At 72.4% G+C, this 14400-nt stretch carries 15 protein-coding genes; 7 read left to right on the top strand and 8 right to left on the bottom strand.

Going from position 1 to position 14400, the window contains the following annotated elements; genetic code table 11:
- Window positions 1-38: 38 nt before the first annotated feature.
- Both KPL57_RS40750 and KPL57_RS40745 read left to right on the top strand, forming a co-directional pair.
- Window positions 39-1103, top strand: a complete 1065-nt coding sequence (locus KPL57_RS40750) for an ATP-dependent DNA ligase (protein WP_226355766.1) — start codon at window positions 39-41, stop codon at window positions 1101-1103.
- A gap of 125 nt (window positions 1104-1228) precedes the next feature.
- Window positions 1229-2092 carry a type IV toxin-antitoxin system AbiEi family antitoxin domain-containing protein gene (locus KPL57_RS40745; RefSeq protein WP_226355765.1) on the top strand — a complete coding sequence of 288 codons (864 nt, stop codon included), beginning with the start codon at window positions 1229-1231 and terminating at the stop codon, window positions 2090-2092.
- A 58-nt stretch (window positions 2093-2150) separates the two neighbouring features.
- Here the strand turns inward: KPL57_RS40745 and KPL57_RS40740 are convergent, their stop codons facing one another.
- Complete coding sequence (locus KPL57_RS40740; protein ID WP_226355764.1) at window positions 2151-3131, bottom strand: LacI family DNA-binding transcriptional regulator; 981 nt, start codon at window positions 3129-3131, stop codon at window positions 2151-2153.
- A 171-nt stretch (window positions 3132-3302) separates the two neighbouring features.
- On the opposite strand from KPL57_RS40740, the gene KPL57_RS40735 reads away from it, so the two are divergent.
- From KPL57_RS40735 to KPL57_RS40720, 4 genes are read left to right on the top strand one after another with little or no spacing between them, the layout of a single operon-like run.
- A complete protein-coding gene (locus tag KPL57_RS40735) occupies window positions 3303-4700 on the top strand; it encodes a sugar ABC transporter substrate-binding protein (protein WP_226355763.1) in 1398 nt (465 codons plus the stop codon).
- Window positions 4697-5635, top strand: coding sequence for a carbohydrate ABC transporter permease (locus KPL57_RS40730; RefSeq protein ID WP_373324099.1), 939 nt, complete (start codon window positions 4697-4699; stop codon window positions 5633-5635). Before KPL57_RS40735 ends, KPL57_RS40730 begins: the two co-directional genes overlap by 4 nt.
- Window positions 5635-6498 (top strand): carbohydrate ABC transporter permease, encoded by an 864-nt coding sequence (locus tag KPL57_RS40725; protein ID WP_178376840.1) that lies wholly within the window; start codon window positions 5635-5637, stop codon window positions 6496-6498. The genes KPL57_RS40730 and KPL57_RS40725 overlap by 1 nt, the downstream gene beginning before the upstream one ends.
- A 30-nt stretch (window positions 6499-6528) precedes the next feature.
- Window positions 6529-7653, top strand: a complete 1125-nt coding sequence (locus KPL57_RS40720) for an ABC transporter ATP-binding protein (protein WP_208822439.1) — start codon at window positions 6529-6531, stop codon at window positions 7651-7653.
- 82 nt (window positions 7654-7735) lie between these two features.
- On the opposite strand, the gene rlmN is transcribed toward KPL57_RS40720, so the two are convergent.
- Together rlmN and KPL57_RS40710 are read right to left on the bottom strand one after the other, a co-directional pair.
- Window positions 7736-8845, bottom strand: a complete 1110-nt coding sequence (rlmN, locus tag KPL57_RS40715) for a 23S rRNA (adenine(2503)-C(2))-methyltransferase RlmN (protein ID WP_062401040.1) — start codon at window positions 8843-8845, stop codon at window positions 7736-7738.
- 31 nt (window positions 8846-8876) lie between these two features.
- The gene (locus KPL57_RS40710; protein ID WP_226355762.1) at window positions 8877-9455 is read right to left on the bottom strand and encodes a hypothetical protein; all 579 of its coding nucleotides are present in this window, start codon (window positions 9453-9455) and stop codon (window positions 8877-8879) included.
- Between the two features lie 172 nt (window positions 9456-9627).
- On the opposite strand from KPL57_RS40710, the gene KPL57_RS40705 reads away from it, so the two are divergent.
- Window positions 9628-10110: a Rieske (2Fe-2S) protein gene (locus tag KPL57_RS40705; protein WP_226355761.1), complete on the top strand. Its 483-nt coding sequence runs from the start codon at window positions 9628-9630 to the stop codon at window positions 10108-10110.
- Between the two features lie 22 nt (window positions 10111-10132).
- On the opposite strand, the gene KPL57_RS40700 is transcribed toward KPL57_RS40705, so the two are convergent.
- The 5 genes from KPL57_RS40700 to rpsB all read right to left on the bottom strand — a co-directional run bounded on the left by KPL57_RS40700 (window position 10133) and on the right by rpsB (window position 14254).
- Window positions 10133-10885 (bottom strand): class I SAM-dependent methyltransferase, encoded by a 753-nt coding sequence (locus KPL57_RS40700; RefSeq protein WP_226355760.1) that lies wholly within the window; start codon window positions 10883-10885, stop codon window positions 10133-10135.
- A complete protein-coding gene (locus KPL57_RS40695) occupies window positions 10882-11817 on the bottom strand; it encodes a phosphatidate cytidylyltransferase (RefSeq protein ID WP_374203836.1) in 936 nt (311 codons plus the stop codon). Before KPL57_RS40695 ends, KPL57_RS40700 begins: the two co-directional genes overlap by 4 nt.
- 5 nt (window positions 11818-11822) lie before the next feature.
- Complete coding sequence (frr, locus tag KPL57_RS40690; RefSeq protein ID WP_020622047.1) at window positions 11823-12380, bottom strand: ribosome recycling factor; 558 nt, start codon at window positions 12378-12380, stop codon at window positions 11823-11825.
- A gap of 101 nt (window positions 12381-12481) precedes the next feature.
- Entirely contained in the window at window positions 12482-13297 is an 816-nt protein-coding gene (gene tsf / locus KPL57_RS40685; RefSeq protein ID WP_226355759.1) for a translation elongation factor Ts, read from the bottom strand.
- A gap of 93 nt (window positions 13298-13390) precedes the next feature.
- Complete coding sequence (rpsB, locus tag KPL57_RS40680; protein WP_226355758.1) at window positions 13391-14254, bottom strand: 30S ribosomal protein S2; 864 nt, start codon at window positions 14252-14254, stop codon at window positions 13391-13393.
- Window positions 14255-14400: the final 146 nt, after the last annotated feature.

The following is a 14400-nucleotide window of genomic DNA, read 5'->3' as shown; positions in this document are numbered from 1 at the left end:
GATGCTCGCGCCGACGATCGAGAGGAGACTCGTCCGCCGTGGACCTGCCCGTGATGCCCCCGGTGAAGCCGATGCTGGCCAAGCCCGCCCCGTCGATCCCCGAGGGCAGGCTCTACGAGCCCAAGTGGGACGGCTTCCGCTCGATCGTCTTCCGCGACGGCGACGAGGTCGAGATCGGCTCCCGCAACGAGAAGCCGATGACCCGCTACTTCCCCGAGGTCGTCGAGGCGGTGAAGGCGCACTTCCCGCCGCGCGCGGTCGTCGACGGGGAGATCGTCGTCGCCTCCGGGAACGCGCTGGACTTCGAGGCGCTCCAGCAGCGGATCCACCCCGCGGCCAGCCGGGTGACGCTGCTCTCGACCGAGACGCCGGCGTCGTTCGTGGCCTTCGACCTGCTGGCCCTCGGCGACGACGACCTCACCGCGCGCCCGTTCGCCGAGCGCCGCGCGCTGCTGGAGGAGGCGTTCGCCGGCGTCGCCCCGCCGGTGCACCTCACCCCGCTCACCGACGACACCGGCACCGCGCGCCGCTGGTTCGAGAAGTTCGAGGGCGCCGGGCTCGACGGGCTCATCGCGAAGGACCCGGCCGGGACCTACCAGCCCGACAAGCGCGTCATGACCAAGGTGAAGCACGAGCGGACCGCGGACTGCGTCGTCGCCGGGTACCGGGTGCACAAGTCCGGTCCGGACGCCGTCGGGTCGTTGCTGCTGGGCCTGCACGACGCCCGCGGGGTGCTCGTGTCGGTCGGGGTCGTCGGGGCGTTCCCGATGGCACGCCGCCGCGAGCTCATGACCGAGCTGCAGCCGCTGGTCACCGACTTCGACGACCACCCGTGGGCCTGGGCGAAGCAGCTGGAGGGCGAGCGCACCCCGCGCAAGTCCGAGACGAGCCGGTGGAACGCCGGCAAGGACCTGTCCTTCGTCCCGCTGCGCCCGGAGCGGGTGGTCGAGGTCCGCTACGACTACATGGAGGGCGAGCGGTTCCGCCACACCACCCAGTTCGTGCGGTGGCGCCCGGACCGCGAGCCCGCCTCGTGCACCTACGAGCAGCTGGAGCGCCCGGTGACCTTCGACCTCGCGGAGGTGCTCGCCGGGCGCGGGTGATCCCTCTCCGTGGAACCCGCACCGCCCTGCGGGGGACCCCGGACTCCGCGGAGAAGGATCACGACTGCGAACGGCTCCCCCGCGTTCCCCCGTGGCGCGCGCGGCTCCCGGCCAGGGTGCGCCGCATGGACCTGGACACGGTGCTGCGCGGCCAGGACGGCGTGTTCTCCCGGGGGCAGGCGCTGGCGTGCGGGGTCTCGGCGAAGGCACTGCGCGGCCGGGTCGCCCGCGGCGCCCTGGTGGTCGTGGCACCGGGGGTGTACCGGGCGTCGTCGCACCGGCCCACCGCATGGGGACGGGTGGTGGCCGCCGCGTTGTGGGCCGGGCCGGGAGCCGTCGTCGACGGGCCCGCAGCGGCGTTCCTCCACCGGATGTCGGTGTCCACCACCGCGTTCCCGATCGTGGGGGTGACCGTGCCCGCGCACGCGCGGCGCACACCACCGGACGGGATCCGGGTCCGCCGGCGCACCCTGGACGCGGCGGACCGGACGGAACGGCGCGGTGTCGCCGTCACGGCACCGGCCCTGACCGCGCTGGAGACGGCCGTCGCCCTCGCCGACGGCGCCACCTTCCTCGACCGGGTGCTGCAGCGGGGACTGCCCTTCCCCGAGCTGCTCGCCGCGTTCCAGCGCGGGGTCGGCACCCACGGCTGGGCTCGGGCCCGCGAGCTCGTCGTCGAGGCCGCCGACCGGGCCGACTCGCGGGCCGAGCGGCGCCTCGTCGTGCACCTGCGACGGGCGGGGCTCACCGGGTTCGTCCTCGGATGGCTCTTCGGTCCGTGGCTGGTGGACGTCGCGTTCGTGGCGGAGCGGCTCGCGGTGGAGATCGACGGCTGGGCGTTCCACTCGGACCCGGCCCGATTCCGGGCCGACCGGCGCAAGCAGAACGCCCTGGTCGCCGCGGGGTGGACGGTGCTGCGGTTCACCTGGCAGGACGTCAGGGACAGGCCGGGCGACACGGTGGGTCGGATCCGGTCGGCGCTGCGGTGATCCTTCTCCGCGGAGCCCGGCGCACCCTGCGGGGTATCGCACGCTCCGCGGAGAAGGATCATGGTCGGCAGCCGCAGGACTCCCGGTGCACGAAGGTCGTCGGCAGCCGCAGCGAGCGCCGCTGCGCCTCGGGCTCGGCCATGCGGCGCAGCAGCAGCCGGACCGCCTCACGCCCGATGTCCGCGAACGGCTGCGCGACGACGGTGAGGCGCGGGCTGAACGCGTCGGCCCACGGGAAGTCGTCGAACGCGGCCAGCGCCAGGTCCCCGGGGATGCGCAGACCCAGGTCGTGGGCGGCCTGGACGGCACCGATCGTCATCGCGTTGTTGCCGGTGACCAGCGCGGCGGGCCGCACGGGCGAGGCCAACAGCTCGCGCACGACGGCGCGGGCGGGCTCGCTGTCCGAGCGGCCCTCCACCACCGGCCCGGGCGGGAGGCCGGCCCGGCGCATCCCGAGGCGGTAGCCCGCGAGGCGCTCGACGGTCGTCGCGAGTCCGGCCAGGCCCGCGACGAAGCCGATGCTCGTGTGCCCGGCCTCGGCCAGGTGGGTGACCAGCCCGGCGACGGGCTCGACGTTCTCCGAGCCGACCTCGTCCAGCTCGCCGTCGAGCATCCGGTCGACCAGCACCGTCGGCACGCCCTGTGCGGCGAGCGCCTCCAGGGTCGCGGTGGAGTTGCCCGAGGGGGCGAACAGCACACCGTCGACGCGGCTGCGGAGCTGTGCGACGGCCGTCGCCTCGTAGCCCGGGTCGTCGTGCGGGTCGGCGAGCAGCAGGGTGTGCCCGGCCGCGGCGGACTCGTCCTCGATCGCGTGCAGCAGCTCGCCCAGGTACGGGTTGGAGATCGCCGACAGCGCGAGCCCGACGGTCCGGGTGCGCGCGGTCGCGAGCGAGCGGGCGGCGGCGTTGGGCGTGTAGTGCACCTGCGCCATCGCGGCCAGCACCTGCTCGCGGGTGGTCTCCCGGACGGGCCGGGTGCCGTTCAGGACGTGGGACACGGTCGCGGTGGAGACCCCGGCGAGCCGGGCGACCTCGGCCATGGTCGCGATCACACACCTCCGAGGCGGGTCACGGGTTGGCGACAGCGTACAGGCAACCGGTTGCGCAAGCGGTTGCTCCACGCATACCGTGCACCGGTCATACCGGACGGACGTGTCCCGGACCACACCGTTGCACACCCGTCGGAGCCCTCGACGACGAGGAGAGTGCCCGTGCGCCCGAGAACCAGGTCGCGTCCCGCCGTCCTCACCGCGCTGCTGGCGGTCATCGGTCTCGCCCTCACCGGCTGCGCCGGGGCCGGCACGTTCGGCCTGCCCGAGGGCACGCGGATCGTGACGATCGCGATCGTGTCCAACCCGCAGATGGAGGACGCGATCGAGCTCAGCCCGCGGTTCGAGGCCGAGAACCCCGGCATCACCGTGCGCTTCGTGAGCCTGTCGGAGAACGAGGCCCGCGCGAAGATCACCGCGTCGGTCGCCACCGGCGGCGACGAGTTCGACGCCGTGATGATCTCGAACTACGAGACCCCCCAGTGGGCCCGCAACGGCTGGCTGGTCGACCTCGACCCGCTGATGGACGCCACCCCCGGCTACGACCGGGACGACTTCACCCCGACCATCCGCGGCGCCCTGTCCGGCCCCGACGGACACATGTACTCGGTGCCGTTCTACGGCGAGTCGGCGTTCCTGATGTACCGCAAGGACCTGTTCGAGCAGGCCGGGCTGACCATGCCCGCGAAGCCGACCTGGGACCAGGTCGCGCAGTTCGCCGACCGCCTCACCGACCGCGAGCAGGGCCGCGGTGGCATCTGCCTGCGCGGCAAGCCCGGCTGGGGCGAGGTCATGGCCCCGGTCGACGCGATGATCAACTCCTACGGCGGCCGCTGGTTCGACGACCAGTGGAACGCCCAGCTGACCTCGCCCGAGGTGCGCAAGGCGGTCAACTTCTACGTCGACCTCGTCCGCCGCGACGGCCAGGCCGGCGCCGCGGGCTCCGGGTTCTCCGAGTGCGGCAACCAGTTCAGCCAGGGCAACACCGCGATGTGGTTCGACGCCACCGTCGCCGCGGGCCTGCTGGAGGACCCGGCCCAGTCCAACGTCGCCGGGAAGGTCGGCTACGCGCCGGCACCGACCGGCGTCGACGGCCTGTCCTCGGGCTGGCTGTACTCGTGGGCGCTGGCCATCCCCCGCACCACCGCGGAGAAGGGCCCCGAGCAGGTCGACGCGACCTGGAAGTTCCTGTCCTGGATGACGTCCAAGCCGTACCAGAAGATGGTCGGCGAGGAGCTCGGCTGGACCTCGGTCCCGCCCGGCGCCCGCCAGTCGACCTACCGGATCCCCGAGTACGTCGCGGCGTCGAAGGCCTACGCGCCGCAGACCATCGCCGCGATCAACGCCGCGGACCAGGACCGGCCGACCCGCGACCCCGTCCCGTACACCGGGCTGCAGTTCGTCGGGATCCCCGAGTTCCAGGACCTGGGGACCCGGGTCAGCCAGCAGATCTCCGCGGCCATCGCCGGGCAGCAGACCGCGGACGAGGCCCTCGACCAGGCCCAGCAGTACGCCGAGACCGTCGGCGAGTCCTACCAGCAGAGCGGGGGCGACCGGTGACGACCACAGAGGCACCACCGCAGGCGGCACCGGAACGGCAGACCTCACCGGCCGCGGAGCGCCGCGACGGCTGGATCCGCCGGGCCCCGCTGCTGCCCGCGCTGATCTTCACGATCATCGTCACGCAGCTGCCGTTCCTGGTGACGATCTGGTACTCGCTGCAGTCCTGGAACCTGGTGCGCCCCGGCAGCCAGCGCTTCGTCGGGCTGGAGAACTACGCGACGGTGTTCACCGACTCGCAGTTCCGCGGCGTCGCGCTGAACTCGATCCTGCTGACCCTGGGCGCGGTCGCGATCGCGATGGTGCTCGGGCTGCTGATCGCGCTGCTGCTCAACCGCGCGTTCCTCGGCCGCGGCATCGTCCGGACGCTGATCATCACGCCGTTCCTGATCACCCCGGTCGCCGGTGCGCTGCTGTGGAAGTCGGTGCTGTTCGACCCCACCTACGGCCTGGTGAACTTCCTGCTCTCGCCGTTCGGCGCCGGGCAGACCGACTGGGTGTCCACCTTCCCGCGGGCCGCGGTGATCATCGCGCTGGTGTGGCAGTGGACGCCGTTCATGATGCTGCTGATCCTCGCCGGGCTCGGCTCCCAGCCGCAGGAGGTCCTGGAGGCCGCCCGGATGGACGGGGCGACCGGGTTCGCGGTGTTCCGCGAGGTGACGCTGCCGCACCTGCAGCGGTTCATCGAGCTGGGTGTCGTGCTCGGCGCGATCTACCTGGTCAACACGTTCGACACGATCTACATGATGACCCAGGGCGGTCCGGGTACGGCGTCGGCGAACCTGCCGTTCTACATCTACCAGCGGGCGTTCCTGGGCTTCGACATCGGCGAGTCCGCCGCGATGGGTGTGGTCACCGTGGTGGCGACGATCATCGTCGCCACCCTGGCGCTGCGCCTGATCTTCCGCAGCTTCTCCGCCGCCGAGGAGGCGTGATGACCGCAGTCGCCGAACGGACCTCCACCCCCGCGACGACGCCGCGGAAGGCCCCGCGCGGGGCCGGGCCGCTGCTGAGCGTGCTGGCCTGGATCGTCGGGCTCGGGTTCTTCTTCCCCGTGCTGTGGATGGTGATGACCGCCTTCAAGACCGAGGCGCAGGCCGTCACGATCCCGCCGACGGTGTTCTTCGTCCCCACGTTCGACAACTTCGCCGAGGTGTTCGGCGGCGGGGTCGGGCCCTACCTGCTGAACTCGCTGTTCGCGACGGTCGCCTCGACGGTCCTGGTGCTCCTGCTGGGCACCCCGGCCGCGTTCGCGCTGTCGCTGCGGCCGGTGAAGAAGACCCAGGACGTGCTGTTCTTCTTCATCTCGACCAAGATGCTGCCGGTCGTCGCGGCGATCGTGCCGATCTACGTCGTCGTGAACTACCTGGGCGCGCTGGACAACATCTGGACGCTCGTCGTGCTCTACACGGCGATGAACCTGCCGATCGCGGTGTGGATGATGCGGTCGTTCTTCCTGGAGGTCCCCAAGGAGCTCCTGGAGGCCGCGAGCATGGACGGGGCGTCGCTGTGGCGCTCGCTGCGCGAGGTCGTGCTGCCGATCATCTCGCCCGGCATGGCCGCCACCGCGCTGATCTGCATGATCTTCGCCTGGAACGAGTTCTTCTTCGCGGTGAACCTGACCGCCTCGCGGGCCGCGACCGTTCCCGTGTACCTCGTCGGGTTCATCACCTCCGAGGGCCTGTACTTCGCCAGTCTCTGCGCGGCGGCCACCGTGGCCGCGCTGCCGGTCGTCATCGCCGGCTGGATCGCCCAGAACAAGCTGGTCCAGGGCCTGTCCTTCGGGGCCGTCAAGTGATCGTGTTCGTGAACAGGATGGGAGCCCGCCGTGGCTGACGTGGTGTTCGACCAGGCATCTCGGATCTACACCCCCGGAGCCAAGCCGGCCGTCGACCGGCTGGACCTGACGATCGAGGACGGCGAGTTCGTCGTGCTCGTCGGGCCGTCCGGATCGGGCAAGTCGACGGCGCTGCGGATGCTCGCGGGCCTCGAGGAGATCGACGGCGGCTCGATCCGCATCGACGGCGAGAACATGGTCGGTGTCGCCTCCCGGGACCGGGACATCGCCATGGTGTTCCAGAACTACGCGCTCTACCCGAACAAGACCGTCGGGGAGAACATGGCGTTCCCGCTGAAGATGGCCGGGATCGACAAGGCCGAGCGCGCGGTCAAGGTCAAGGAGGCCGCCGAGATCCTCGGCCTGACCGACTACCTCGACCGCAAGCCGCGTGCCCTGTCCGGCGGTCAGCGTCAGCGCGTGGCGATGGGCCGGGCGATCGTGCGCGAGCCGCGGGTCTTCCTGATGGACGAGCCGCTGTCGAATCTCGACGCGAAGATGCGGGTGCAGACCCGCACCGAGATCGCGGCGCTGCAGCGACGCCTGGGCGTCACCACCGTCTACGTCACCCACGACCAGGTCGAGGCCATGACGATGGGCGACCGCGTCGCGCTGCTCGCCGACGGGAAGCTGCAGCAGTTCGCCAGCCCGGCCGACCTGTACGACCGGCCGCAGAACGCGTTCGTCGCCGGGTTCATCGGTTCGCCGGCGATGAACCTGTTCACCGCGAAGGTGACCGAGCGCGGGGTGACCCTCGCCGGGCGGGAGGTCGCGCTGCCCCAGGACGTCCGGTCGACGATCGGGGCGCACCAGCTCACCGAGGTGACCCTGGGCATCCGTCCCGAGCAGTGGACGGTCTCCCCCGACGGCGGCGAGGGCATCCCGGCCCGGGTCGACGTCGTCGAGGAGCTCGGGTCCGACGCCTACCTCTACGGCACCCTGGCCGAGTCCTCCGGTGACCTGTCGGCGACGGCGTCGCTGACCGGCTCGCGCGACGACGCCGTCGTCGTGCGGACCGCGGGACGCACCGGGGCGCGGCGCGGGGACCGGGTGGCGCTGACGCCCTCGACCGAGGGACTGCACCTGTTCCACCCGGAGAGCGGCGACCGGCTCTGAGCGGGTCCGCCCGGCGACGCGAGGGGGTCGCCGGGCGGGTCGGCCCGGACGCGGCGAGCTGCCGAGGGGGTAGCCGGGCGGGTCAGCCCGGGTGCGACGCGGCGAGCTGCCCGCAGGCCGCGTCGATCTCCTGGCCGCGGGTGTCGCGGACGGTGCAGGCGACGCCGGCCGCGCGGACCCGGCGCACGAACTCCTCCTCGACGGGCTTCGGCGAGGCGTCCCACTCGCTGCCCGGCGTGGGGTTCAGCGGGATGAGGTTGACGTGCACCCGGGACGTGCCGATGTGCTGCCGCAGGACCTTCGCCAGCATGTCGGCGCGCCACGGCTGGTCGTTCACGTCGCGGATCAGCGCGTACTCGATGGAGACGCGGCGGCCGGTCGTGGTGGCGTAGCGGCGGCCCGCGTCGAGGACCTCCGCCACCTTCCACCGGTTGTTGACCGGGACGAGGGTGTCGCGCAGCTCGTCGTCCGGGCAGTGCAGCGAGATGGCCAGCGTGACCGGGATGCCCTCCTCGCGGAGCCGGTCGATCGCCGGGACGAGCCCGACGGTGGACACGGTGACCCCGCGCGCGGAGATGCCCAGCCCGTCCGGGGCCGGCTCGGTGATCCGGCGGACGGCGGCGACGACCCGCTTGTAGTTGGCGAGCGGCTCGCCCATCCCCATGAACACGACGTTCGACAGCCGGGTCGGCTCGTCCAGCACGCCGTCGCGGGCCTGGGCGGCGGCGCGGCGGACCTGGTCGACGATCTCGGCGGTCGACAGGTTGCGCTGCAGCCCGCCCTGGCCGGTGGCGCAGAACGGGCACGCCATCCCGCAGCCGGCCTGGCTGGAGATGCAGACCGTCGCCCGGTCCGGGTAGCGCATCAGCACGCTCTCGGCGAGCACGCCGTCGTGGCCGCGCCACAGCGTCTTGCGGGTGGCGCCGCCGTCGCAGGCCTTCTCGGTCAGCGGCGTGACCAGCGGCGGGAGCAGCGGGCGCAGCTTCTCCCGGACGTCACCACCGAGGTCGCTCATGGTGTCGAGGTCGTCGGTGAGACGACCGAACCAGTGGCGGGCCAACTGGTCGAGGCGGAACCGCGGTACGCCGAGCTCCTGCGCGACGGCGGCACGGTCGGCCGGGTCGACGTCGGCGAGGTGGCGGGGCGGAGTACCGCGGCGGGGTGCGTCGAAGACGAGCGGGAGGCTGGACATGGCACCTCCAGTGTGCCAGCCCGGCCGCGGGTCAGCGGATCCCGGGGATCCGCACGTTGTAGCGCCGGGACAGGTCCTCCAGGATCCCGAGCCTGCGCGCGGCCGCGACCCACAGCACGATCCCGGCGCAGAGCCCGGTCACCGGCACCGCGGACCCGGTCCCCTGCCCCTGGTAGGTCAGGGCCAGGAAGGCGCCGAACGCGGCGATGATCAGCACCAGGCCGCCGGTCGCGACGAGGCTGCGCTCCTCCAGCACGGTCGACGCCTGGATCAGCAGCACGCCGACGAGGGCGGCGGACAGGGCGGTGGCCAGCTCGCCGTAGTCGACCAGGGACAGCAGCGACGGCAGCAGCACGACCCCGGCGACGCCGATCACGACCAGCCGCTGCATCCGCCGCTTCCGCTCGGGGTGCAGGGTCACCGCCATCGCCGCGTTGCGCCGGCGCACGATCCACAGGTACGCGGTCAGGAAGATCCCGAGCGCGACGAGGACGGTGGCGAACCCGTTCCCGAGACCACCCGCACCGACCACCCAGGCCAGCAGGCCCAGGACGATCTCCAGGCTCGGCACGGGAACGCCCAGCGACGGCTGGCGCATCGTGTACGGCATGCACCCACGGTAGCGAGAGCGGCCCGGGACACGGCGCGGGTGTGGCGGAACGACACACCCGCCCTACCTCGAACCGGACATCATGGGAGGCTCGTCACGTGCCCGGGTCCCCGAACCCCGGGCCGCCACCACCACACCGCCGGGCCCCCGCCCGGCCTCCCCCAGGAGAGCCATGACCCTCCCCACGACGTCCTCCACCGAGCCCGACCCCGCCCCGCGCGCCGGCGGGCCCGCCCTCGGCCGCCGCGCGATGATCGCCGGTGCCGGCGTGGCCGCGATCGGCGCGGTCGCCGCCTGCGGTGGCGGCGGTTCCACCACCACCGACAACGGCGGGCAGGCCCAGACCGGGGACGCCCCGCAGGGCTCCCCCGGCACCGTCCTCGGCCCGGCGTCCGCGGTGCCGGTCGGCGGCGGCGCGATCTACGCCGACGCGCAGGTCGTCGTCACCCAGCCGCAGCAGGGGACGTTCACCGGGCTGTCCGCGATCTGCCCGCACCAGGGCTGCACCGTCAGCCAGGTCACCGACGGGCAGATCATCTGCCCGTGCCACAACAGCCGCTTCTCCCTCGACGGCGCCGTCGTCGACGGGCCGGCCCAGCGGCCGCTCGACCCGCGGCAGGTCACCGTCGCGGACGGGTCGATCACCCTGGCCTGAGGCCGCTCCCGGCGCCGCGGGCTCAGGACGGCAGGACGAGGCCGTCGGCGCGGCGCCGGGTGTGGAGCCGGTAGCCCACGCGCACGGTGCGGTCGGCGACGTCGTCGATCGCCCGGCGCGCGGTGCGGGCGGAGAACTCGATGCGCAGGACCTCCTCCAGGTCCGCGCGGGTGTCGAACCGCCAGGTCGAGGTGACCCGGCGCAGCGCGAAGCCGTGGGCGGCGAAGAACCGGTCGACCGCGGGCGGGTCGTAGCGGGGCAGGTCGGCACGCAGCCACGTCCCGTACGGCCGCACCGTGAAGTCCAGGTCGACGACGGCGAGCACCCCGCCCGGGCGCAGCACCCGTTCGGCCTCGGCGAGCCCCGGTTCGCAGCCCGGCCCGAAGAAGTACGCGGTGCGGGCGTGGACCAGGTCCGCGCAGGCGTCGGGCAGCGGGAGCCGCTCGGCGCCCGCGGTGTGCAGGGTGATGCGGTCGTCATCGGCGACGCGCCGTCGTGCCCGTTCGACCAGCGGCGGGTGCGGCTCGACACCGGTGACGGTGGCGGCCTGCTCGGCGAAGCGCGGCAGGTGGAAGCCGTCTCCGCAGCCGACGTCGACGACGTCGGCCCCCGCCCAGCCGCCGGTCCCGTCCCACAGCGCGGCCCAGAGCTCGCCGTCGGCGTCCTGGGCGCGGTTCTCGGTCTCGTAGACCTCGGGCCAGTTCCAGATGTTCGGGCTGGGGATGGCCGGGCCGGGCTTCGGCTGGCCGCCGAACCCCTGGTAGGTGCGCTTCACGCGAGCGGGACGACGATCCCGAGGATCGCCCAGGCGACGAACGCGGTCGGCAGCAGCGAGTCCAGGCGGTCCATCAGACCGCCGTGCCCGGGCAGCAGGTTGCCCATGTCCTTGACGCCGATGTCGCGCTTCACCAGCGACTCGACCAGGTCGCCCAGGGTGGCCGTCGCGACGAGCAGCGCACCGACGAGCGGCCCCCAGTACCAGGGCGCGTCGAGCATCAGCCCGATGCAGAGCGAGCCCGCGGCCATCCCGGCGACCAGCGAACCCGCGAAGCCCTCCCAGGACTTCTTCGGGCTGATCGTGGGGGCCATCGGGTGCCGGCCCGCGACGACGCCCGCCGCGTACCCGCCGACGTCGGAGGCGACCACGCAGAGCAGGAAGGTCAGGACCCGGCCCACGCCGTCCGGGGCGACGGTCAGCTGCACGGCGAAGGCCACGAGCAGCGGGACGTAGACCGCGACGAACAGCGAGGCGCTGATGTCGCGCACGAAGTGCGCCGCGCCGGTCCGCATCCGCCACAGCAGGCAGCCCAGCACCGTCGCGGCGAGGGCGACCGCGGCCCCGTGGAGGCCGAACGGCCAGGACAGCCAGACGACGGCCTGGCCTCCGACCAGCAGCACCGGCAGCGAGACCCGGATGTCGGCGCCCCGGCGCAGCGCGCCCGCGAGCTCCCAGGTACCCACCGCGGTGACGCAGGCGAGCACCAGGACGAAGCCCTGACGCTGGATCAGCAGGCTCAGCAGGATGATGACGCCGAGCCCGACGCCGACCGCGATCGCCGCGACGAGGTTGCGGCCCAGCCGGGACCGCTTGTACCCCTTCTGTCCCCGGACGGGCTTCGGCACGTCCGGGTTCGCCGACACACCGGCCGGCCCGTCACCGGGGAGGTCGGAGGTCACGGGGACGGCGGCGTCGAAGGAGGAGGGCACCGGTCTCAGACCTCGAGGAGCTCGGATTCCTTGTTCTTGACCAGCTCGTCGATCTGCGCGACGTAGCGGTCCGTGACGCCCTGCAGCTCCTTCTCGGCGCGGGCGACCTCGTCCTCGCCGGCCTCGCCGTCACGCTGGATGCGGTGCAGCTCGTCCATCGCCTTGCGGCGCAGGCCGCGGAGCACGACGCGCGCGTCCTCGCCCTTGCCGCGGGCGACCTTGACCATGTCCCGGCGCCGCTCCTCGGAGAGCTGCGGGATGATCACGCGGATGATCTGCCCGTCGTTCGACGGGTTGACCCCGAGGTCCGAGTCGGCGATCGCCTTCTCGAGCTGCTTGAGCTGGCTGGCGTCGTAGGGCTTGATGACCGCCATCCGCGCCTCGGGGATCGACACCGAGGCGAGCTGGTTCAGCGGGGTCCACGCGCCGTAGTAGTCCACGACGATCCGGGAGAACATGTTCGGAGTGGCCCGGCCGGTACGCACCGACGCCAGATCGTCACGGGCGACCGTGACGGCCTTCTCCATCTTCTCCTCGACGTCGAAGAGGGTTTCCTCGATCACGGTTGCATCCCCCGGCCTGGTCGTACTCGCTGGCGGTCACGATCCTCTCACCCTCCGCCCGGGCGGTGCGCGGAGCACCACCCGGGCGGGGGTGGGAAGGATCAGTTCTGGCCGACCTCGAAGCGCACGAAGTCGTTGATGGTCAGACCCGCCTCGTCGGCGACGGCCTTGACCGACTTCTTCGGGTCAACGACGGAGGCCTGCTCCAGGAGCACGACGTCCTTGTAGTAGCCGTTGACCCGGCCCTCGACGATGCGGGGCAGGACCTGCTCGGGCTTGCCCTCCTCGCGGGCGGTCGCCTCCGCGATCTTCTTCTCGTTCTCGACGATCTCGGCGGGGACCTGCTCACGGGTCAGGTACTCCGGCCGGGCCGCCGCGACCTGCATCGCGAGACCGCGGGCGGCCTCGGCGTCGTCGCCCTCGTAGGCGAGCAGGACGCCGATCTGCGGGGGCAGGTCGGTGGCGCGCTTGTGCAGGTAGACGGCCGCCTGGCCGGCGACCTGCGCGTAGCGCTTCAGCTCGAACTTCTCGCCGATGCGGGCCGACAGCTCCTGCACGGCCTCGCCGACGGTGGTGCCCTCGAGCTTGGCCTCACGGAGGGCCTCGAGGTCGGCCGGCTTCTGCTCGACGGCGGCGGCGAGGATCTTCTCGGCCAGCGCGATGAAGTCGTCGGACTTGGCGACGAAGTCGGTCTCGCAGTCCAGCTCGACCAGGGTGCCGCCCTCGGCGACGACCAGGCCGTTGGCGGTGGCGCGCTCGGCGCGCTTGCCGACGTCCTTCGCACCCTTGATGCGGAGGAGCTCGACGGCCTTGTCGAAGTCGCCCTCGGACTCCTCGAGCGCCTTCTTGCAGTCCATCATCCCGGAGCCGGTGAGCTCACGGAGCCGCTTGACGTCGGCGGCGGTGTAGTTCGCCATCGGGTGTCTCTCGTCCTCTGGGTCGTGACGGGAATGGATCACCGGGTCGCGCCCGGCGGGCCCGCGGTGTGCGGGCCCGCCGGACGCGCGCACTCAGTTCTGGGTGCCGTTGCTGGTGGAGGCGGGGGCGGCCGCAGCCGCCGCACCGTCGCCACCGGCGGCGGAGAGGCTGGCACCGTCGAAGCCGACCTCGTTGCCCGCCAGGACGTCCTGCTCCCACTCGGCGAGCGGCTGCTCGGCGGCGGCCTCGCCACCCTCGCCCCGGCGCTGGCCACGGGAGACCAGACCGTCGGCGGCGGCCTTGGCGATGACCTTGGTCAGCAGCGCGGCCGAGCGGATCGCGTCGTCGTTGCCCGGGATCGGGAAGTCGACCTCGTCCGGGTCGCAGTTCGTGTCCAGGATGGAGACGACCGGGATCTTGAGCTTCCGGGCCTCGCCGACGGCGATGTGCTCCTTCTTGGTGTCCACGATCCAGACGGCGGACGGGACCTTGGACATGTCGCGAATACCGCCGAGGGTCTTCTCGAGCTTGTCCTTCTCACGGGTCAGCGTGAGGATCTCGCGCTTCGAGCGGCCCTCGAAGCCACCGTTCTGCTCCATCGCCTCGAGCTCCTTGAGGCGCTGCAGGCGACGGTGGACGGTCTGGAAGTTGGTGAGCATGCCGCCCAGCCAGCGCTGGTTGACGTACGGCATGTTGACCCGGGCCGCCTCCTCGGCGATGACCTCCTGGGCCTGCTTCTTGGTGCCGACGAACATGATCGTCCCGCCGTGCGCGACGGTCTCGCGCACGAACTCGTAGGCGCGGTCGATGTACGACAGCGTCTGCTGGAGGTCGATGATGTAGATGCCGTTGCGCTCGGTGAGGATGTAGCGCTTCATCTTCGGGTTCCAGCGACGGGTCTGGTGCCCGAAGTGCACGCCGCTGTCGAGCAGCTGCTTCATGGTGACGACGGCCATGGCCTGCGATCACCTCTCGGTCGGGCGCGGCGGATGCCGCGCAGGCGGTTCGTGGGCCCACCGGTCGGTGGACCACCCTGGCGCCCGCGGCGGAGCCGGACCTGCTCCCCCTGGTCACACGTGAGCGTGACGTCGGGATCGCAGGA

Source organism: Pseudonocardia sp. ICBG601 (assembly GCF_020496245.1).
Note: the sequence above shows the minus strand (reverse complement) of the source record. Positions and strands in the feature narration are given on the sequence as shown.

What these genes read in the sequence shown, in the direction of transcription:
- KPL57_RS40745 (WP_226355765.1), top strand. Translation starts at nt 1,229, where the DNA reads ATGGACCTGGACACGGTGCTGCGCGGCCAGGACGGCGTGTTCTCCCGG.
- KPL57_RS40740 (WP_226355764.1), bottom strand. Translation starts at nt 3,131, where the DNA reads ATGGCCGAGGTCGCCCGGCTCGCCGGGGTCTCCACCGCGACCGTGTCC.
- KPL57_RS40725 (WP_178376840.1), top strand. Translation starts at nt 5,635, where the DNA reads ATGACCGCAGTCGCCGAACGGACCTCCACCCCCGCGACGACGCCGCGG.
- rlmN (WP_062401040.1), bottom strand. Translation starts at nt 8,845, where the DNA reads ATGTCCAGCCTCCCGCTCGTCTTCGACGCACCCCGCCGCGGTACTCCG.
- KPL57_RS40710 (WP_226355762.1), bottom strand. Translation starts at nt 9,455, where the DNA reads ATGCCGTACACGATGCGCCAGCCGTCGCTGGGCGTTCCCGTGCCGAGC.
- KPL57_RS40705 (WP_226355761.1), top strand. Translation starts at nt 9,628, where the DNA reads ATGACCCTCCCCACGACGTCCTCCACCGAGCCCGACCCCGCCCCGCGC.
- tsf (WP_226355759.1), bottom strand. Translation starts at nt 13,297, where the DNA reads ATGGCGAACTACACCGCCGCCGACGTCAAGCGGCTCCGTGAGCTCACC.
- rpsB (WP_226355758.1), bottom strand. Translation starts at nt 14,254, where the DNA reads ATGGCCGTCGTCACCATGAAGCAGCTGCTCGACAGCGGCGTGCACTTC.